20 protein-coding genes, 1 riboswitch and 2 other annotated features are annotated in these 18,756 nt (G+C 38.1%); of the genes, 7 read left to right on the top strand and 13 right to left on the bottom strand.

Annotated features, from left to right (window positions below):
* Positions 1 to 14: 14 nt before the first annotated feature.
* From BN1082_RS07070 to BN1082_RS07050, 5 genes are all read right to left on the bottom strand, one after another.
* Positions 15 to 914 carry a TadE/TadG family type IV pilus assembly protein gene (locus BN1082_RS07070; protein ID WP_176699677.1) on the bottom strand — a complete coding sequence of 300 codons (900 nt, stop codon included), beginning with the start codon at positions 912 to 914 and terminating at the stop codon, positions 15 to 17.
* Positions 915 to 932: 18 nt separating this feature from the next.
* The gene (locus BN1082_RS07065) at positions 933 to 1,304 is read right to left on the bottom strand and encodes a TadE/TadG family type IV pilus assembly protein (RefSeq protein ID WP_176699676.1); all 372 of its coding nucleotides are present in this window, start codon (positions 1,302 to 1,304) and stop codon (positions 933 to 935) included.
* Positions 1,304 to 1,813, bottom strand: a complete 510-nt coding sequence (locus BN1082_RS07060) for an A24 family peptidase (RefSeq protein ID WP_245640338.1) — start codon at positions 1,811 to 1,813, stop codon at positions 1,304 to 1,306. Before BN1082_RS07060 ends, BN1082_RS07065 begins: the two co-directional genes overlap by 1 nt.
* A 76-nt stretch (positions 1,814 to 1,889) precedes the next feature.
* Positions 1,890 to 2,069, bottom strand: coding sequence for a Flp family type IVb pilin (locus BN1082_RS07055; protein WP_090632711.1), 180 nt, complete (start codon positions 2,067 to 2,069; stop codon positions 1,890 to 1,892).
* Between the two features lie 84 nt (positions 2,070 to 2,153).
* Complete coding sequence (locus BN1082_RS07050) at positions 2,154 to 2,327, bottom strand: Flp family type IVb pilin (RefSeq protein ID WP_090632709.1); 174 nt, start codon at positions 2,325 to 2,327, stop codon at positions 2,154 to 2,156.
* A 291-nt stretch (positions 2,328 to 2,618) separates the two neighbouring features.
* Here BN1082_RS07050 and BN1082_RS07045 point away from each other — a divergent pair, with 291 nt between their 5' ends.
* The 6 genes from BN1082_RS07045 (at position 2,619) to BN1082_RS07020 (ending at position 11,132) form a co-directional block, all read left to right on the top strand.
* The gene (locus tag BN1082_RS07045) at positions 2,619 to 2,951 is read left to right on the top strand and encodes a DUF192 domain-containing protein (protein WP_090632707.1); all 333 of its coding nucleotides are present in this window, start codon (positions 2,619 to 2,621) and stop codon (positions 2,949 to 2,951) included.
* An 84-nt stretch (positions 2,952 to 3,035) separates the two neighbouring features.
* The gene (locus BN1082_RS07040) at positions 3,036 to 3,686 is read left to right on the top strand and encodes a spore coat protein (RefSeq protein WP_090633221.1); all 651 of its coding nucleotides are present in this window, start codon (positions 3,036 to 3,038) and stop codon (positions 3,684 to 3,686) included.
* A 199-nt stretch (positions 3,687 to 3,885) separates the two neighbouring features.
* Positions 3,886 to 5,082, top strand: coding sequence for an FtsW/RodA/SpoVE family cell cycle protein (locus tag BN1082_RS07035; protein WP_090632705.1), 1,197 nt, complete (start codon positions 3,886 to 3,888; stop codon positions 5,080 to 5,082).
* A 174-nt stretch (positions 5,083 to 5,256) separates the two neighbouring features.
* A riboswitch (M-box (ykoK) riboswitch) is annotated at positions 5,257 to 5,423 on the top strand.
* A gap of 299 nt (positions 5,424 to 5,722) precedes the next feature.
* On the top strand, positions 5,723 to 7,447 hold the full coding sequence (locus BN1082_RS07030) for an ABC transporter permease (RefSeq protein ID WP_090632703.1): 1,725 nt from the start codon (positions 5,723 to 5,725) through the stop codon (positions 7,445 to 7,447).
* An 11-nt stretch (positions 7,448 to 7,458) separates the two neighbouring features.
* A complete protein-coding gene (locus BN1082_RS07025; RefSeq protein ID WP_090632701.1) occupies positions 7,459 to 8,757 on the top strand; it encodes an ABC transporter ATP-binding protein in 1,299 nt (432 codons plus the stop codon).
* 464 nt (positions 8,758 to 9,221) lie between these two features.
* Positions 9,222 to 11,132, top strand: a complete 1,911-nt coding sequence (locus tag BN1082_RS07020) for a CoA-disulfide reductase (protein ID WP_090632699.1) — start codon at positions 9,222 to 9,224, stop codon at positions 11,130 to 11,132.
* A 702-nt stretch (positions 11,133 to 11,834) separates the two neighbouring features.
* Here BN1082_RS07020 and BN1082_RS07015 read toward each other — a convergent pair.
* The 8 genes from BN1082_RS07015 to BN1082_RS06980 all read right to left on the bottom strand — a co-directional run bounded on the left by BN1082_RS07015 (position 11,835) and on the right by BN1082_RS06980 (position 16,396).
* A complete protein-coding gene (locus BN1082_RS07015) occupies positions 11,835 to 12,611 on the bottom strand; it encodes a sulfite exporter TauE/SafE family protein (protein ID WP_090632697.1) in 777 nt (258 codons plus the stop codon).
* Between the two features lie 58 nt (positions 12,612 to 12,669).
* Positions 12,670 to 13,791, bottom strand: a complete 1,122-nt coding sequence (locus BN1082_RS07010; protein ID WP_090633219.1) for an MBL fold metallo-hydrolase — start codon at positions 13,789 to 13,791, stop codon at positions 12,670 to 12,672.
* 63 nt (positions 13,792 to 13,854) lie between these two features.
* Positions 13,855 to 14,430 (bottom strand): sulfurtransferase TusA family protein, encoded by a 576-nt coding sequence (locus BN1082_RS07005; protein ID WP_090632696.1) that lies wholly within the window; start codon positions 14,428 to 14,430, stop codon positions 13,855 to 13,857.
* 50 nt (positions 14,431 to 14,480) lie between these two features.
* Positions 14,481 to 14,777, bottom strand: coding sequence for a rhodanese-like domain-containing protein (locus tag BN1082_RS07000; protein ID WP_090632694.1), 297 nt, complete (start codon positions 14,775 to 14,777; stop codon positions 14,481 to 14,483).
* Between the two features lie 22 nt (positions 14,778 to 14,799).
* The gene (locus BN1082_RS06995) at positions 14,800 to 15,105 is read right to left on the bottom strand and encodes a rhodanese-like domain-containing protein (RefSeq protein WP_425412132.1); all 306 of its coding nucleotides are present in this window, start codon (positions 15,103 to 15,105) and stop codon (positions 14,800 to 14,802) included.
* 102 nt (positions 15,106 to 15,207) lie between these two features.
* Positions 15,208 to 15,687, bottom strand: a complete 480-nt coding sequence (locus BN1082_RS06990; protein ID WP_090632693.1) for a DsrE/DsrF/DrsH-like family protein — start codon at positions 15,685 to 15,687, stop codon at positions 15,208 to 15,210.
* A 67-nt stretch (positions 15,688 to 15,754) separates the two neighbouring features.
* A complete protein-coding gene (locus tag BN1082_RS06985; RefSeq protein WP_090632691.1) occupies positions 15,755 to 15,982 on the bottom strand; it encodes a sulfurtransferase TusA family protein in 228 nt (75 codons plus the stop codon).
* Between the two features lie 150 nt (positions 15,983 to 16,132).
* Positions 16,133 to 16,396: a metal-sensitive transcriptional regulator gene (locus tag BN1082_RS06980; protein WP_090632689.1), complete on the bottom strand. Its 264-nt coding sequence runs from the start codon at positions 16,394 to 16,396 to the stop codon at positions 16,133 to 16,135.
* 233 nt (positions 16,397 to 16,629) lie between these two features.
* Positions 16,630 to 16,849: a binding site (T-box leader), on the top strand.
* Positions 16,850 to 16,889: 40 nt separating this feature from the next.
* Positions 16,890 to 17,109: a binding site (T-box leader), on the top strand.
* Positions 17,110 to 17,248: 139 nt separating this feature from the next.
* Between BN1082_RS06980 and nhaC the strand changes: the two genes are divergently transcribed.
* On the top strand, positions 17,249 to 18,646 hold the full coding sequence (gene nhaC / locus BN1082_RS06975; protein WP_090632687.1) for a Na+/H+ antiporter NhaC: 1,398 nt from the start codon (positions 17,249 to 17,251) through the stop codon (positions 18,644 to 18,646).
* Positions 18,647 to 18,756: the final 110 nt, after the last annotated feature.

Genomic DNA, 18,756 nt, shown 5'->3' with positions numbered 1-18,756 from the left:
ATAGGCCCTCAGTATTACTCAACAAGCTTGACGCCGTATACGTTATATTCCCCAATTGGTGTTTCATTGCCAACTTCGCCAGGATCAACACTCCGGATGAATTTTCCATATATCGTTTTGTTTTTGTATTTTTCAATCCAATAAGATGCTAATCCAACAACATTTAAATTACTCTTTCCGTTTGCACCATCCCATGAATCAATGACCACAATGGTTATTACCCTTTTACATGAATTATCAGCAGTACTAGCACTTTGACATTGTGGTTTAGACGCATCACTATCTATTAAGTATTGAATTGCATCTCTCACCTTTCCTACTTTTCCCCCAGGAGCTGTTTCAACAACTTTAGTATCCACTGCGAATGTCGCTCCATTCATTATCCCATCTGCAAGACCGTTGGCTCCATTCCCATTTAAATCTAGATATCCGCAGTTACCATGATGAGCTCCTGGATTACTTTGTCCACAATTTAAAACAATTGAGTTAGGTACAGCACTCTGCTCAATCGCAATCGGAGCTACCCCATTGGCTTTTTTGAGCGGAGCAACTATTGCTTTTGCTGTGGCACTTACTGTTGCGTTATTCATACCAATTACTTTTGCAAATGTCATTGGAACGTTTACTTGTTTTGTGGCTTTAATAGAATCGCTTGTCACTGTAAGTTCACTTTCAGTTACCATATAACCATTTTTACCTGAGACATCTTTTGCTATCGATATGGCCTGTGCCTGACTGGTCCGAAGTCCTTGTGCTCCTGCAAGAACCGTAGAATCCATTGCCTTTTGGAGTTTGCTTTTTTCTGAATATATTCTTCCTCCATCTATAACTAAAGCAGTACAGCCCAAAAGAGCAACCATAGAAATGGCCACTATCACCAATGCTGCACCGCTTTCATCTCGCAAATTTAACAATCTTAATAATCTCTTCATTTATTCCACCCTCATTACAGTGGTATTTTTTAAAGTCACCGGCCCGACTATATTCCCTATTACGGGTGTAAGAAAATTTATAGGATAAGTGATGGTTATAGTGACATTGCTTCCTGATGAAAGGGTTCCTGGGGTAACACCAACCTGATCTGCTGTTAATCTAATACTGCTTGCATCACTAACAGCGGTATTTTTAATAGTAGTTGTATCTTTGCCAATACTCGCCGTGCGTGCAGCTTCCCTGCCTGCATGGTCAATTGTTAAATACGCATGAAAAATTCGCCCAAAATCGATAATTCCAAACAACAATAAAACTAACACCGGCAGGAGCAGTGCGAACTCAACCAGTGATTGGCCTTTTTCTGATTTCATTAAAATCCACCCCAGATAAGTGTACATAAAGTTCCTAAGACTATGGCTACTCCGTAAGGGAATGAAATACTGCTATTTTGATCTTTTGATATAGTCATAGAACCAAGACTACTTCTAAAAAAAACAACATTGAAAAATATGGATTTAGTTATGTTTATAAAACCGTGTTTCTTAATAATCAAGATTAGAGCAATCGCTCCTCCGATTAAAGCTGTGTAAATAAACGAGTAAAAAACAAAGCTAGGTCCCATTAATGCACCGATTGCTGCCATTAGCTTAACGTCGCCTGCTCCCATGCCGCCTAATAAATAGGGGATTAAAAGGAGACCAAGGCCTACAAGAAAGCCTTTTCCGCTATACAAAAAGCCACTCCATCCTAGAGTAATAGAGTAATAAAGAAACGCCACTAATATTGTAGGAAGGGTAACTATATTAAGGATTTTTCTCTTCCTAACATCAGTAATCAATGAGATTATTAAAGTTGTAAGAAGTATAGTAATTAGAATCATTTATTTTAACCTCTTTTTTAGAATTGAAGCCCTACTTCAAGAGTAGGGCCGGCTTGTCATAAAACTTCTTTCTTATTTAAGGGGTTGTTGTAGTTTTTAATCCGTCTACAATATTTTTAAATACTGTAATTAATTGTTCTTTTAATGCGATTAATGATCCAACTAATAAAACCGCTACTAATGCAATAATTAATCCGTACTCTGTTAATGCTTGTCCCTCTTCTTTCAACACTAGATTCTTAATTTTTTTCAACATGTTCTCTTCCTCCTATACTTTTTTCTCATGAAGTAATATCACAGGATTGAACTTTAACCATTCAAGTTGACGAGTAAAAATAATTTAAGATGTTTTTTGTAAACCACTTACAATATTGGTAAATACATTTAATAATTGAGTTTTTAATGCAAATAACGACCCAACTAATAGAACCGCAACTAATGCAATAATCAACCCATACTCCGTCAAAGCTTGTCCTTCTTCTTGTACGACTAGATTTTTGATTTTTTTCAACATGTTTACTTCCTCCTATAATGGGTAATTATTTTTAAAGATAAGTTCATTTTATAGAACGAATTGTCACAGCAAACAACATTCGCCACCGTTTGCTTCAATCTACTATTTTGTTCTATATAATGAACAACCTTTGAGACAATAGTACTAGTAATTTAGTGAATAGTAAATAGTTTTTAGGAAAAATGTTCTAAATAAAAAACGACGCATTTCTACAAAATCCACTATTGAGAACGAATTTAGTTTATTATATATTCATTATATAGAACATTTTAGAGGTTAGGAGATAGTGAAATGGGGCAAACTCTAACAATAAAGACGATTCCTTATTCTATTAAAATAGCAGATTCATTCTTTACCAGATTCAAGGGCCTGATGTTTAGGAAAGATCCATTGATGACAGAGGGTTTATGGATTATTCCTTGTAATTCTATTCATATGTGTTTTATGCATTTTGCCATCGATGCTGTATTCCTTAATAAAGAGGGAAGAATTGTAAAAATAATAGAAGGAATTAAGCCTTGGCAATTTGTAAAACCTATCAAGAATGCCTACTCGGTTATCGAATTGCCTATTGGAACTATCAGATGGTTAGGACTAAAACTAGGAGAAGTGATTAAGCTTTAATTTGATTTTTGTGAATAACTCTCTTTTCTTGATACAAAATAAAAATGGTAATTTCCACTATCATCAAGGAGGAGATTTATAATGATGCAAAACCAACAACAGGGTCAAATGCACCAAAACATGCATACAGGGGCGGTACCGCAGCAAATGAATCATGGGGGTCATGAAGTATTCGACTTACATGAAGTGTTATCTGGCTCTATAGGTACTTTGAATCAGTACATGATGCTGCGCCAACATGTGAAGGACCAAGAATTAATGAATATTCTTGACCGCCAATACCAATTTATGCAGGGTGAGTACAATACTACCGTGGAATGTTTCCAAACAGGGCAAGATCCTTCCCAACCAACCCAAAGCTATAAAATGAACCAAGGTAATGACTTCGTGTATGGGTTAAAACCTTCCCAACCTAAAAAACCGATGCAAACTTTATCGGAAATATCTGATGAATTTATTTCAGGCTGTATGCTGGCATCCTGTAAATCCGGAGCATCCTCTAAAACAATGGCAGCATTGGAAACAACAAATCCTGTTGTGCGCCGCGTGTTGGCAGATTCTGTGCCAAACTGCATTGAAATGGCATATGAGCTTTCTATCTATCAAAATAAACATCATTATTACCAAGTGCCACAGCTCGCCCAGCAGGATATGAATCAAATGCTGAACGCCTACGGACCTGCCCAAGGGATGCCTCAAGCATCAAATACGAACATGAATAATATGAAACATTAACTTACGGGATCATTTGACCTTTAATAAAAAAATAAATCATTCAGCTGCTGAAAAATCAGCAGCTTTTTTGTTTTTATCTTTACCGCAAAAGCGACTGGAAAAAAGTTGCTATTAAAAAAGATAGCATGGCACTGGTCCAAAATTCGAAAATATTATATGATAAGCATTGCAGTTTAATAAAATGAAGTTTGGTGAGAAGATGAAAACAGAAAACAATTTTCTCAAAAGATTAGATGGATCCATCATTCTGATCTTAGTAGCATTTCTAATAGTAAGTTTACTATTCATTTATAGCAGTCAGCAGACAGGCGAGTATGGAGCGCAGAATTTCGCATTAAAGCAAGGAATTAACTATGCGATTGGATTTGTACTGCTAATATTGGTTGCTAATCTTGATATGGATCAAATCAAAAGACTGGCTTGGCCTGCGTATATTGTATTGTTCTTGTCAATTATAGTGTTGCGTTTTTCGCCAAAATCGATTGCTCCGGAAATCCTTGGGGCCAAAAGATGGTTTAATATCCCTGTCCTAGGTTCAATACAACCATCTGAGTATTTTAAAATTGCCTTAATTATTCTCGTATCAAGTATAATATCAAAACATAATACGATCCATGTCAATAAAACAGTGAAAACTGATTTAATGCTTATCGGGAAAATACTCCTGGTAGCCACTCCACCTTCACTGTTTGTTTATCAGCAGCCGGATACCGGTATGGTATTCCTCTATTTTATTGCTATTGCCAGCATGCTATATTTATCGGGATTAAAAAGGAGTTTGGTGGCTGTTTTTGTTATTGTCCCTGCTATCATCGGTGGAATACTCGTTTATTTATATTTTTACAATCCTGATGTTATTTTTAAAGATCTAGTCCCATTACTTAAACCCCATCAGCAGGAGCGGATTATCGGGTGGTTGAACCCGTCGGAAAACAGTGATCAGGCCTACCAAACGTCAAAATCTCTTTTGGCTGTAGGTAGCGGTGAAATGTTAGGGAAGGGCTACATGAAGGGGAATGTTTATATTCCTGAAAAGCACACTGACTTTATTTTTGCAACAGTAGCTGAAGAGGGAGGATTCCTTTTTGCTTCCTTCGTCATTCTTTTGTTCCTTCTGCTCATCTTCCGAATTATTAGAATCGGGCATATATCGGACACAGATTTCGGCACGTATATATGTGCTGGAATCGCATTTAGTATGACAGTCCAAATTTTTCAAAACATTGGTATGGTTGTTGGTTTAATGCCTGTTAAAGGAATTTCCCTCCCCTTTTTAACATATGGGGGCAGCTCCTTATTTTCCAATATGATGTTAATGGGAATTGTCTTATCGATAGGGAAAAACCACCGCCAATATATGTTTGCCAAGAAAAACGATCTTGTCGATACCCTTTAGAGGGTGTCCCAAAACGGTCTGACTTCAACATACAATATATAAATTCAGTTATATATTGTATGTTGCGGGGTCTGACACTTTGTTTTGGGGCATCCTCTAATTTTTTTAATCATTAATTTTAAAAATATAATTGACAAACGGAATTAATAACGATACCATTCTAATGATAAATGAATAGGTCCTCGTTAGGTGAGGCTCCTATACAAACAAAGGCCACTGCCCGGAAATATCGAAAGATGCCAATGGGTAGAACAGGAATTGTCGGATTAAGGCTTTTCTTAAGGTGGCTAAGGGATTTCCTTTACGTTGTATAGTGCCAAAGCTCAACTCGGGGGAATGGTGTTTTTGTTATGAACTCATGCCCCAAAGGACCAACCTATGGGGCTTTTTATATTTATTAAAAAAGGAGGGAAAACTGTAAATGGACAGTAGTCACAGTCGATTATGGAATTCATTTATTTTAATACTAAGTAGGACATTTACCATTCCTTTATTGCGGATTAGGTCTGTCTATTTTCAGTCTGCCCTTTAAGCCTTCTTAGACTGAAATGATCCCCTATCCCCCTATATAGAGAAAATGGTACCACTCCTGCTCATTTGACAGGAGTTTTTATTTTGCTTTTAAAAGGGGCTGTTCACTATGCGACTCAATATTTTCTCAAATGGAAAACAAAAAAATAAATTTGGCTGGGCGGATTTGATTGTCATTTTTATAATATTCGCCATATTATTTGCCGTAGCCAAGCTTGGCTCGGGTATGCAGGTACCTTTTTCGGCAGTTCAGCAGCCAACGATAAGCCTTGACCCAAAATGGCTTCCCTACTATGCAGGAAGGTCACTGCTTCGAATGTTCATCGCCTTTGTAGCATCATTATTGTTTACTTTTATTTATGGGCGAATCGCTGCTTACTCTAAGACTGCAGAAAAATTCATGATTCCGGCGATCGATATTTTGCAATCGGTACCTGTACTCGGATTTCTATCAGCTACAGTCCTCGCCTTCATGTCCTTGTTTCCCGGAAGTTTGCTCGGTGTCGAATGCGCATCAATTTTTGCTATATTTACCGGACAGGTTTGGAATATGACGTTTAGCTTCTACCACTCACTAAAAACCATTCCAAGGGAATTGGACGAAGCAACAAAAATGAATCGATTAGGTAGTTGGAATCGTTTCTTCAAGCTCGAATTACCCTATTCAATGATCGGCTTAGTATGGAACAGCATGATGTCATTTGGTGGCGGCTGGTTCTTTCTTGCTGCAAGTGAATCCATCAGTGTTCTTAATCAAAATATCCATTTGCCCGGTATCGGTTCGTACATGGCCATAGCTGCTGATGAAGGAAATGTGACCGCGATTATTTATTCCATTTTAACAATGATTACACTAATAGTTTTGGTCGATCAATTATTTTGGCGCCCTATCATCGCATGGAGCCAAAAATTTAAAAATGAACAGACCGAAGCAAGTGAGGTTCCGACATCTTGGGTATTCAATTTCCTGAAACGGGCAAGATTTGTTCAGTACATGAATCAAACGATTCAAAGACAAATCCATGATTGGTTGATTGTTCTTTCTAAAAAACGAATTAAGACGACAATTCCACAAATTCCTAATCTCTTCAAAAAAATTGTCAAATGGGTGCTTGTTGGAATTGTGGTCGCCATTTCATGTAAATATATTTTTGAAGGTTTTCTTGAAATTAGTAAACTAAGCTTTTCTGAAATCCTGCATGTCGTTTCATTAGGTCTGATGACTGCATTAAGGGTGTTTGTTTCCACCATCCTAGCTGTTATTTGGACATTGCCTGTTGGTGTTTATATTGGGACGAATCCACGTCTGGCACGAATTGCTCAACCAATTGTCCAAGTGTTATCATCTTTCCCTGCCAACATGGCATTCCCTATTTTCGCTATTCTTTACCTTAAGCTGAATATACCAATGGGGATTGGGTCCATTCCTTTAATGATGTTAGGCACCCAATGGTATGTGCTTTTTAACGTCATTGCCGGTGCGATGACCATACCATCGGATCTTAAAGAGGCAAGTTCGATTTTAAAATTAACCCGCTGGCAAACTTGGCGAACACTTATCCTTCCAGCCGTTTTTCCTTTTCTCATTACAGGATGTATCACTGCAAGTGGGGGAGCATGGAATGCTAGTATTGTTTCGGAAATTGTATCTTGGAAAAATAATACTCTTCAAGCCTATGGTTTGGGCTCCTATATTGCTCAAGCGACCACAAAAGGAAATTGGCCTGAAATTATTTGGGGTATTATCGTCATGTGCTTATTAGTCGTCATCATAAACCGGCTCTTATGGCGTAGACTGTATAATTTAGCCGAAAAGAAATATCATTTGGATTAGAGGTGATTGTCATGAAAAAAACACTAATGGAATTAACAGATATTCGCAAAGGATATGATTTACCAAATAAAGGCAATGTTACTATTTTAGATGATATTAATCTCAAAATAAAAGAAGGAGAATTCATTTCCATCCTCGGGCCATCCGGTTCAGGGAAATCTACCCTTCTAAGGATTATTGCTGGGCTCGTTTCCCCTTCCCAAGGAGCAGTTTTGTATAATGGAGAACAAATTGTTGGCACGAACCCTGGCGTAGGAATGGTATTCCAGTCATTCGCGTTATTTCCTTGGCTAACGGTTCTTGAAAATGTAAAACTAGGACTGGAAAATAAACCGTTAAGAGAGGCAGAAAAGATGCGGAAAGCACTTGCTGTCATTGACATGATTGGTCTCGACGGTTTCGAAAGCGCCTATCCGAAGGAGCTTTCAGGCGGTATGCGTCAGCGTGTGGGAATTGGGCGTGCACTCGTCATGGAGCCTGATATCCTTCTTATGGATGAACCTTTTTCGGCCCTAGACGTATTAACGGCAGAAAACTTAAAACGGGATTTGCTGGAATTATGGACGGAGAAAAAAATTCCTACCAAAAGCATTATTATGGTTACCCATAGTATTGAGGAAGCAGTCTATATGTCCGATCGCGCCATCGTTTTATCACGGGACCCGGCACGGGTTATTACGGATATCAAGATTACGATGCCACATTGGCGGGATAAACAGCATCCTCAATTTACTTCGCTCGTTGATCGGATTTATTCTATTTTAACAAAACGGGAAGTACCGTCTGTGGATGTTGCTGAAGTGTCTAAGAAGAAGCTTGAAAAAATTCAAGAGGTACCAGCAGGGGCTCTCACAGGCTTCATTGAATTGGTCGAGGATCTTGGAGAAAAAGTGGACTTATACAAACTAGCCGATCAATTAAGCTTGGATTTAGATGACTTCCTGCCAATTGTCGAGGCAGCACAGCTGCTTGGGTTCGCCACCATTCTACAAGGTGATATAGATCTGACAGTTCTTGGACATCAATTTGCCGAGGCCAGTGTACTCGAACGGAAAATCTTATTTAAAGAGCAATTAACTAAGAATGTTCCGATTATGGAAAAAATCGTATGGGTATTGCATTCCAAATCGAATCATAAAATGGAACGGGAATTTTTCATTGAAATTCTCGAAAAGCATTTTGGCCCTGAAGAAGCGGAGCATCAATTAGATATCTTAATTGACTGGGGAAGATACGCTGAACTCATTTCCTATGATGAAAAAGCAGAGGTGCTATACTTAGAAAATGAAATAGCAGCAACCATGGAATAAGTTACAGTGAAAAGCACTGTGCTACTAAAGCTGGACAATTCTCAAAGTCGAAAAATTAAAATACACAAGAATAGTGACCGGAATCGGCTCTTTTAGCTGATCTCGGTCACTATTTTTATGTATAGTGCCCCAATCGGCTTTTTTTGGCTTATATCTGGCACTATTTGAAATAATAGTGACCCTGCCTACTCTTCTTCCCTCGTTTCGGGTATTATTCGAAATAATAATGACCCTTCTAACAATTAATTCTGGATACGACTAAAAATTATGCTATTTCCCGGTTTTTTCAATGTTTTTTCTTAGTTGGACGAATGCCTCCTATCTTGTCTAGTGGAATTTTTGTTACACTTTTTCGGATACCCCCTTGCGTATTTAACTTTTTGTGATATTAATCATTGTAAATCTTTGATATAAACTTTAATATATACCTGTACGGGTATATTATTTTTTAAGGAGGAAGAGAAATGTCAAAAAAAATCATCATCGTTGGTGGCGTAGCTGGCGGGGCAACTGCTGCAGCAAGGCTAAGAAGATTAGATGAACAATCAACGATTATTCTTTTTGAACGTGGAGAACACATTTCATTTGCCAATTGCGGGCTTCCATATTATATAGGTGAAACCATCAAGGATCGTCAGAAGCTGTTAGTTCAAACTGTTGAGGGAATGAGCAAAAAGTTTAACCTCGATATTCGGACTTTAAGCGAGGTTACCGAAATAAATCGGGACCAAAAGACTGTAGTGGTGAAAAACATACAAACAGGTGAAAGCTATGAAGAAAGCTATGATACCTTAATTCTTTCACCAGGGGCAAAGCCGATTGTCCCAAATATCGACGGAATATCTGAAGCAAACCATTTGTTTACTCTTCGCAATATTCCTGATACAGATAAAATCAAACACTTTGTAGACACCCATAAACCTCAAGGAGCAGTGGTAGTCGGCGGTGGATTTATCGGTCTAGAAATGGCTGAAAATCTAGCGAATCGTGGTGTACACGTTACAGTAGTGGAAATGGGCAATCAAGTAATGGCACCGTTAGATTATGAAATGGCTTCAATCGTTCATGGTCATTTAATGGAGAAAGGTGTAGACCTTATTTTAGAAGATGGGGTTGTTTCCTTTAAAAATAACGGAAGTACTCTTGAACTTACCAGTGGAACACAAATTTCTACTGACATGATTATTTTAGCAATTGGCGTCCGCCCGGAAAACAAATTAGCGGTACAGGCTGGTTTACATGTTGGCGAGCGTGGTGGCATTCAAGTAAATCAATACCTGCAAACCAATGATGAAAATATTTATGCAATCGGTGATGCGATTGAAGTAACAGATTATATTAATGGGAATGCGGCAATGATTCCATTAGCAGGACCTGCCAACCGTCAAGGAAGAATAGTTGCAAACAATATTTATGGTAAGAATGAAGCCTATAAAGGAACTTTAGGAACTTCAATTGCTAAGATATTTGATTTAACGGTCGCTACGACAGGGAATAATGAAAAACGTCTGAAGCAGTTAAATAGAGAGTATGAAGTGGTTCACATCCACCCCATCTCCCATGCCGGCTATTATCCTGGTGCAACACCAATCGCCTTAAAGCTACTATTCGAACCAGTTACAGGTGAAATTTTAGGAGCACAGGCTGTTGGGATGGACGGAGTGGATAAACGAATCGATGTAATTGCAACAGCCATTAAAGGAAATCTGTCCGTATTTGATTTAACTGAAGTTGAACTTTCCTATGCACCACCATATTCTTCAGCAAAAGACCCTGTTAATATGGCTGGATATGTGGCTTCAAATATATTAAGTGGAGACTCAGAGACTGTTCAATGGTACGAGATTGATGAAATTGTTGAAAATGGCGGACTGTTAATTGATGTTCGGGAACCAATCGAAAGGGAAATGGGCTATATCAAAGGTTCGATCAATATCCCTCTTGGAGAAATTCGCGGGCGACTTGCAGAAATTCCTCAAGACCAAACCATTTATGTATCGTGCCAGGTTGGTTTGAGAGGATACTTGGCAGCTAGAATCCTTTCAGATAATGGCTACCATGTTAAAAATTTAGACGGGGGATGGAAAACGTATTCTTCTGTCTTTAATCAAGCCAAAAAAGCAGTTCAGTCTTCTCATGAGGAAATCAAACCATCTATTCAAATAGATGCAACTGGGTTAACCTGCCCAGGTCCGATTATGGCCGTTCATAAAAATATGAAGCAACTAGAAGAAGGCGCTATTTTACAAATTAATACGACTGATTGTAATTTTGTAAAAGATATTACATCGTGGTGCGAAAAAAATCATAACACTCTTTTAAAGACAGAAAGAGACGGGAATAACTATATTACCTTTATCAAAAAAGGACATTAATTGGGATCTATCCTGAATATAACATTAAGTAGCAGGCAATACTATCGAAAAACAAGGGTGTCCCAAAAGTATAACTTTAGGGGCACCCCTTTCTTTATTATTGATCTGTTATACTTGTCTGTTGATTTCCGCTCTAGGGGCGGCCCGGGGAGCCTCCTCGGCGCTATTGCGCCTGCGGGGTCTCCCCTGCCCCGTACTCCCGCAGGAGTCGAGCGCCTTCCGCTCCAATCAACAAAGAAGAAAAATTATCATGAACTTTGTACATATAGTGGTGCCTGACACCTTTTGGGACACCCTCATTTATTTTTCTCGAAAACCTTTTTTGCACGTTTATCTACAAATACTAAAAGGGCACGTAAAAAAGTTTACGTGCCCTTTTTCATGGAGAAACATTTATACGTGAAGCACGATAAATTGTCCGCCTCCAAATAGGTTCTTCGTATAATCAATTTTTGCATGATCAAAATAAACTCTGTCCTTTTCATTAACTAAAAACTGAATCCCATCTTGTTCAGTTACATCATCATTTTCTAATGCTGACTCCTCCAGAGCCAGACGAAGCTGTGGGCCCCCTCAGCCAATTCCCATTGTTAAACGGATAAACGGCTTTTTGCCTTCATCAATAATGTCTTGAACTTCTTGTTTAATTTTTACTATTGCAGCATGTGTAATTTTAACCATGATGATTCCTCCATTTTTTAATTATAAAATATCAATCCAGATCTTCACTGCAGTTGCAAAGATTAACACACCCATAATGACTTGCAGTGCTTTCGTATTAACCCTTTTCCCAATATTCGCTCCTAGCGGTGAGGCAATTAAACTGGCAACAACTAGGATAAGAGAAGGTAGGAATTCCACTTGTCCAGTAGAAACCTTTCCAAAAATAGAACCTATAGATGAAATGAATGTAATTGCTAAGGAAGAGGCAATTGTCATTCTAGTCGGTATTTTTAAGACGACAAGCATGATGGGAACGAGCAGGAATGCGCCTCCCGCACCAACAATACCAGCTCCAATCCCAACGACAAATGCCAGAAGTGCTGCAAGCCATTTATTAAATTTCACCTGATCTAAAGGAATATCGTCTATTCTTTTTTTAGGTACAAACATCATAATCACGGCAATCAACGCTAAAATTCCATAAACGATATTTATTCCGGTTTCCGGCATGTGAGTAGAGCCAAATCCCCCAATAAAACTTCCAATTAGAATACTACTTCCCATGAAAGCAATTAGAGTCTTATTTAAATAACCATCTTTACGGTATGCCCAAACACCGCCAATTGTAGCAAAAAACACTTGTATCGCTGTAATACCTGAAACTTCATGTGCTGTAAAATGACCTACACCAAGTGCGACTGGAATATACAACAGCATCGGGAAGTTGATGATGGCTCCACCTATTCCTAACATCCCTGAAATAAATGAGCCTACACAACCAATTAGGAAAATCGCCACAATAAAATCAAAGCTCATATTGTCCTCCTCTTTTTTAGAAAGGGAAACCGAAGATGGTTTACTCTTTTTTCTCTAATTATACACCATGGTGAACAGCACAACGGTTTGGGCCGATTTCTAATTCTTGCATTTTATCAGAATCCACTTTTTCCACTCCACGATTAATGGCAACAATTTCTTCAAAATTAGGCGGTTTAACGGAACTTGCTGATTTTTCAACGCTACTGATAAATTCTTCCTTTGGCGTAGTAAACATTTTTTCATTGCGTTTTCTAATATTTCCTAGCGTATCGCCAATATATCCATCCGAGTTGATTTCAGCATCCAAGTCAGCAAAGTGACCAGGAATTACAATCACATCATCTGCAATTTCTGCGACTTTGTTATGGACACTATTATATAAGTCATTTGCCCATTCACGTACTTTATTTCCCAGGTCAGGACGCCCTAATCCACTTATAAAAATAGTATCCCCAGAGAATAAGAGTTTATCGTTCACAAGAAATGATACGCTGCCAGGAGTGTGTCCAGGGGTTTTTACTGCAAGTACTTCAAGTTGTACTTGCTTAAATCCAATCTTTTCATGGTCTTCTAATGCTTCAAAATTAAATACCGCCCCCTCACTCTTCATAAGGTAGTATTTTGCACCTGTCATTTCAGCGAGCATGTTGCCACCTGATATATGATCAGCGTGCAAATGAGAATCTACAATATGAGTGATTTTTGCTCCTTCTTCTTCTGCTACTTTTACATAATCGTTAACAAAACGAGCAGGATCAACAAGTAACGCTTCTTGATCAGAAACAATCATGTATGAAAGGCAGCCTTTTCCAACTCGGATAAATTGGAATACTTTCATATGATCGTCTTCATATACTTTGACCTTTTTTAATAGCTCGCTCCAAGCTTTCATGCCATCTTCTAATGTGTATATATGATCGAACCCTGCATCAATTAGTTCCTCTCCCACAAATTCAGAGGAACCCCCCTTCGCACAAATCACCAAAACATCTTGATCCCTTGGGACTTTATCAGCAATTTCATCAATTCCGTCAAGTAACTCAAAGTAAGGGATATTTAAATACTCAAAATTTTCCCCTTCTACCTTCCAATCCTGAAAATCACTTTCATTTCGGACATCCAAAATAAACAAGTGTTCTTTATTTAACACCTTTTCGGCTAATTGTTTTACCGTCATTATTTTTAAAGTCACGGTCCCCTTTACCCCCTATGGTATTATTTTTATTAAAAAAATATACAATTACCTATTTATTCCTACACTCTTTCCTGACCATTGACTCATCCCCGGCACCACATTCACCACGTTAGCAAAGCCTTTTGCTGTTAACATTTTTGCAGCAAAATCACTGCGGTTTCCTGTACGACACACTACTAAGATTTCATTTTCTTTGTTTAATTCATCCATTCGTTCCTCCAATTCACCTAAAGGGATAGAGATGGCGTTTGGAATATGGGTAAAGGCATATTCTGCAGCTTCTCTTACATCGAGAACCACGATGTTTTCATTTTCTTCAAGCTTTTTTTCCAGGTTTTCATTATTGATGACATGAGGGTGATTTTTCTCATTTGTATCATGAGTAGACGATTTTCTAAGATAATGCTTTAATACGCCTTCCACTTCAATTGTCCCTAAATATTGATGGCCCGAACCTTCAGCCCATGCTCTCATGTCCGCTTTTGATCCTATATCCGTTGCTTCAACTTCTAATACTTGCCCTGCTTCAAGATTATTCATGGCCTTTTTTGTTTTTACAATTGGCATTGGGCATGCTAATCCCTTTGCATCTAAACTAACGTTTGTTTTAATTTTATCCACTACAATACCTCCAATTGAATACGTGTTTGAGTGATTTATCTTAGTTAAAATTATTCAACTGTCCCTTCCCATGCAAGCATTCCACCAGCCATGTTAATCACGTTAAATCCATAGCTTTCAAGGAATTGCGTCGCTCGACCACTTCTTCCTCCTGAGCGGCAAACCATGATATACTCTTTTGATTTATCTAATTCATGCATGCGAAACTCAACTAACCCTAAAGGAATATTTACAGCACCTGGAATCTTGCCAGCTTCTACTTCATTCACGTCGCGTACGTCAATAATATTTAATTTCTTTCCATCATTAAACAACGCCTCTACTTCTTTTGCAGATATTACTTTCACTTTTTAGCCTCCTTATTTTTCATTAGGCCCAAGCGCTCATGCCACCTTTAACATTTGTCACTTTTGTATATCCCCATTTTTTTAGCATCTTACTAGCCTGTTGACTTCTCATGCCACTTTGACATATAACAATGACTTCTTTTTCCTTGGAAAGTTCTTTGTCAGCTTTTTGATCTAGCTGATGAAGAGGAATATTTTTAAACCCTCTAATATGGTTTCCTTTAAACTCTCCAGGTGTTCGCACATCAATAAATTGCTTGTTCTTGTCTTTTAATTCCGTTTTTAATTGATCAGTTGTGATTGTTCTAACTCCCTTTACAGGCATCATACGCTGCAGAATGAAGAAGAGAAAAAGAGCAATGACAATAAATCCTACATATACCAAGCCTAGTCCCTCCATTTATTTAGGGGGAGATCCCCCCTATTTATCTTATATAAACAGATTCACATTCCCCTCTTGGGCGTCACCTAAATAGGCAGCAACTCCTGCATATTCAATCTGATCCAATAGCTCTTCTTTTTGTAAGCCTAGCAAATCCATAGTCATTGTACATGCTACTAATTTAACATCCTGTTCTTGAGCCATTTCAATTAATTGCGGAAGAGTTAAGGCATTATGCTTTTTCATGATTCCTTTAATCATTTTTGGGCCAAAGCCAGCAAAATTCATTTTAGAAAGGCTCATTTTATCTGCGCCTCTTGGCATCATTTTTCCAAACATATTTTCCATGAACCCTTTTTTCACCGGAATATTTTCATCTTTCCGGAGTGCATTTAATCCCCAAAACGTGTGAAAAATAGTGACCTCATGATCATATGCGGCTGCCCCATTTGCAATAATATAAGCAGCCATTGCTTTATCATAGTCTCCACTAAATAAGACGATCGTTGTCCTTTTATTTTCTGTCATGCTTTACCTCCAGAATGTTTTTCAATATAACCTATACCTGTATAGGTATTTTATTTTCTGAAAAAAATCAGCCTTTTTTAATCCAAAATTTAAAAATACCGTTTTCCTCTTCAAATTTTACTAACTCATGCCCGCCAGATTTAGCCCATGCCGTAAGATCATTTTTGGACCCTTGATCTGTTGAATGAATTTCTAATACTTGGCCAGATTCAAGTTCATTGATTGCTTTTTTTGTTCTAATAATTGGCATCGGACAAGCCAAACCTTTTGCATCTAATACTTTACCTATATTCATTGAATCGTTCCTCCTCATTTTCATATATACCCGTATGGGTATAATAGTATTAAAAATAAAAGAGGGTGTCAACCCTTTTTATTTGGAGAAGATTAGAAAGATAATTTCGACTATGAGAAATGTCCCAGCTCTAAGCGACTTCCACTTTTCTTATCGACTTTTCACAAGTAAATTTACGGCTTCTTGAATTATTTCTTCTGCACTTTTCTCATTATTCTCTGTGGCTTTTTGGACACATTCCACTAAATTTGAACTTACTACAACCCCAATTGTACGATCAATAGCCGTTCTTGCAGCTGATAACTGAGTGATCACTTCTCTGCAGTCCTTATTTTCTTCCATCATTCTTAAAATTCCTCTTAACTGCCCTTCAATTCGTTTTACTCTATTTTTGACTTGATCATTATAATCCATGGTATTACCTCCTTAACCGTTCCGTTCGCTTCTGCTTTGACTATTTTTCCTTTCATTATAAATGATTTGATCCTAAAAACCAAAGTGACAAGTTATATAATATACCCATACGGGTATATAGTCAACCGTCTTCTTTCTTTTAGCATTCAACAAAAGGTATAAATAATTTCTTTAATCTAAAAAATAATGTTGACACATTATTGAATGGTATGATAGTTTTACTAACATAATATAAATCGGCAATGACAGGATTTAGTAATGCTTCGTTTTTTTGTATCAGAGAGCTGATGGTCGGTGCAAATCAGTACAGAGCGATTCATGAAATACACCCTCGAGCTTCTTTTGTGAACCTTTTTAGTAGCAAAAGACGGATTCTCCGTTATCTTAATGAAGTAGTGAAAACAAAACTGTTTTCACAAGTTAGGGTGGTACCGCGACACGTTCGCCCCTGCATAGGATGCAGGGGCTTTTTTATATTTTCAAAGTTTAATAGTGATAGGCAATGACAGGACATAGTAATGTTTCATTTCGTCGTTTCAGAGAGCTGATGGTTGGTGCGAATCAGTACAGAATGATCCATGAAATACACCCTCGAGCTTCTTTTGTGAACCTTTTTAGTAGCAAAAGACGGATTCTCCGTTATTTTAATGAAGACGTGAAAACGATTCTGGTTTCACAAGTTAGGGTGGTACCGCGACACGTTCGCCCCTGCATAGGATGCAGGGGTTTTTTTATTTGTAAAAAAGGAGGAATAGAAATGATTTATGTTCATACAGGAGGTATAGCACGATATTACTGCTTTGCCCACCACTTCATAATCGATAAAACATTAATTCATAGGAGGAACAAACAATGGCAACAAAACGAGAATCTATTCTACTAATTACTATACTATTTTCATTAATCGGATTTGGTGTAATCGGTTTACAAATACTACCTCATATTCCGATATTATTTGGGATTGCACTTCTGCTTCTATTCGGATTGTTCAAAAGAATTCCATGGTCTGTGATGGATACGGGGATACGAAATGGCATTACACCAGGGATTCCCTCTATTTTTATCTTTTTGTTGGTCGGTGTTTTAATTGCCATTTGGATTGCTTGTGGCACTATTCCAACGATGATGGTGTACGGCTTTTCCATTGTCTCGAAACAGTTTTTCTTAGCAACCGTTTTTGTTGTATGTGCCATTGTTGGTACGAGTATCGGGAGTGCATTTACAACTGCCGCAACAGTAGGGATTGCTTTTATGGGAATGGGTCACGCCCTTGGCTATGACACAGCCATTACAGCTGGTGCTATCATTTCCGGTGCATTTTTCGGGGACAAAATGTCACCCTTATCTGATACAACGAACTTAGCGCCAGCAGTATCGGGTGTAGACATGTTTGATCATATTCGCAACATGCTTTGGACGACAATACCTGCGTTTATTATTTCTGTCATATTATTTGCCATAGTAGGACAAGGGCATGCAGCAACTGTTGATTTCCATACATTCCAAGCAACTTTACAAAAACATTCAACCATTTCATGGATTACTTTATTACCTGTTGTTCTTCTGCTTATTTTAGCAATGAAAAAAGTACCTGCGATCCCAACATTATTTGTAGGTACACTTAGTGGAATCATCATTTTATTTCTCTTTCATCCACACACGTCTATTTCAAATCTCATTTCGATCATGCAAGATGGATATAAGTCACAAACAGGGATGAAAGAAATCGATCAACTATTAACACGCGGCGGTATGCAAAGTATGTTACCTTCTGTATCTTTAATTTTTCTTTCCCTCGGCATGGGAGGTTTATTACAGGAGATGGGGATAATTGCACAAGTGATGGACTCTCTTTCTCATTTCGTACGCACGAGTGGTCGTTTAATTTTTTCAACTGCACTTACAGCCATTGGTGTTAATTTTTTGCTAGGTGAACAATACCTATCTATCATTTTACCAGGGCGTGCCTACTCAGAAAGCTTTGATCGGATTGGCTTAAAGCGTCGCAATTTATCACGTGTTTTAGAAGATGCTGGTACAGTCGTAAATCCCCTCGTTCCATGGGGAGTGAGTGGCGTTTTCCTATCAGGTGTATTGAACGTACCAACATTTTCATACGTACCGTACACATTTTTCTGTCTACTTTGCCCAGTCATTACCATTATTGTTGGCTTCACCGGAATTGGACTTTCTTGGGTAAATGGAAACTCGCCGATTGGCAAGTCCGTCAGGACGAAGACAGAGGCGTAGTTGAATTTATGCGTCATAGGAAAATATAAATTTGGGAAAATTTATTTTTTCCTATTAGCTAAATGGAAACTCGCCGATTGGCAAGTCCGTTAGGACGAAGACAGAGGCGT

It is taken from the genome of Neobacillus massiliamazoniensis (assembly GCF_001048695.1).
GTDB lineage: Bacteria > Bacillota > Bacilli > Bacillales > Cytobacillaceae > Neobacillus > Neobacillus massiliamazoniensis.
Note: the sequence above shows the minus strand (reverse complement) of the source record. Positions and strands in the feature narration are given on the sequence as shown.

Excerpts from the sequence above, each read along its gene's own strand:
- BN1082_RS07065 (WP_176699676.1), bottom strand. The coding sequence starts at position 1,304 with ATGAAATCAGAAAAAGGCCAATCACTGGTTGAGTTCGCACTGCTCCTG.
- BN1082_RS07060 (WP_245640338.1), bottom strand. The coding sequence starts at position 1,813 with ATGATTCTAATTACTATACTTCTTACAACTTTAATAATCTCATTGATT.
- BN1082_RS07055 (WP_090632711.1), bottom strand. The coding sequence starts at position 2,069 with ATGTTGAAAAAAATTAAGAATCTAGTGTTGAAAGAAGAGGGACAAGCA.
- BN1082_RS07050 (WP_090632709.1), bottom strand. The coding sequence starts at position 2,327 with ATGTTGAAAAAAATCAAAAATCTAGTCGTACAAGAAGAAGGACAAGCT.
- BN1082_RS07045 (WP_090632707.1), top strand. The coding sequence starts at position 2,619 with ATGGGGCAAACTCTAACAATAAAGACGATTCCTTATTCTATTAAAATA.
- BN1082_RS07040 (WP_090633221.1), top strand. The coding sequence starts at position 3,036 with ATGCAAAACCAACAACAGGGTCAAATGCACCAAAACATGCATACAGGG.
- BN1082_RS07035 (WP_090632705.1), top strand. The coding sequence starts at position 3,886 with ATGAAAACAGAAAACAATTTTCTCAAAAGATTAGATGGATCCATCATT.
- BN1082_RS07030 (WP_090632703.1), top strand. The coding sequence starts at position 5,723 with ATGCGACTCAATATTTTCTCAAATGGAAAACAAAAAAATAAATTTGGC.
- BN1082_RS07025 (WP_090632701.1), top strand. The coding sequence starts at position 7,459 with ATGAAAAAAACACTAATGGAATTAACAGATATTCGCAAAGGATATGAT.
- BN1082_RS07020 (WP_090632699.1), top strand. The coding sequence starts at position 9,222 with ATGTCAAAAAAAATCATCATCGTTGGTGGCGTAGCTGGCGGGGCAACT.
- BN1082_RS07015 (WP_090632697.1), bottom strand. The coding sequence starts at position 12,611 with ATGAGCTTTGATTTTATTGTGGCGATTTTCCTAATTGGTTGTGTAGGC.
- BN1082_RS07010 (WP_090633219.1), bottom strand. The coding sequence starts at position 13,791 with ATGACGGTAAAACAATTAGCCGAAAAGGTGTTAAATAAAGAACACTTG.
- BN1082_RS06995 (WP_425412132.1), bottom strand. The coding sequence starts at position 15,105 with ATGATGCCTGTAAAGGGAGTTAGAACAATCACAACTGATCAATTAAAA.
- BN1082_RS06990 (WP_090632693.1), bottom strand. The coding sequence starts at position 15,687 with ATGACAGAAAATAAAAGGACAACGATCGTCTTATTTAGTGGAGACTAT.
- BN1082_RS06985 (WP_090632691.1), bottom strand. The coding sequence starts at position 15,982 with ATGAATATAGGTAAAGTATTAGATGCAAAAGGTTTGGCTTGTCCGATG.
- BN1082_RS06980 (WP_090632689.1), bottom strand. The coding sequence starts at position 16,396 with ATGGATTATAATGATCAAGTCAAAAATAGAGTAAAACGAATTGAAGGG.
- nhaC (WP_090632687.1), top strand. The coding sequence starts at position 17,249 with ATGGCAACAAAACGAGAATCTATTCTACTAATTACTATACTATTTTCA.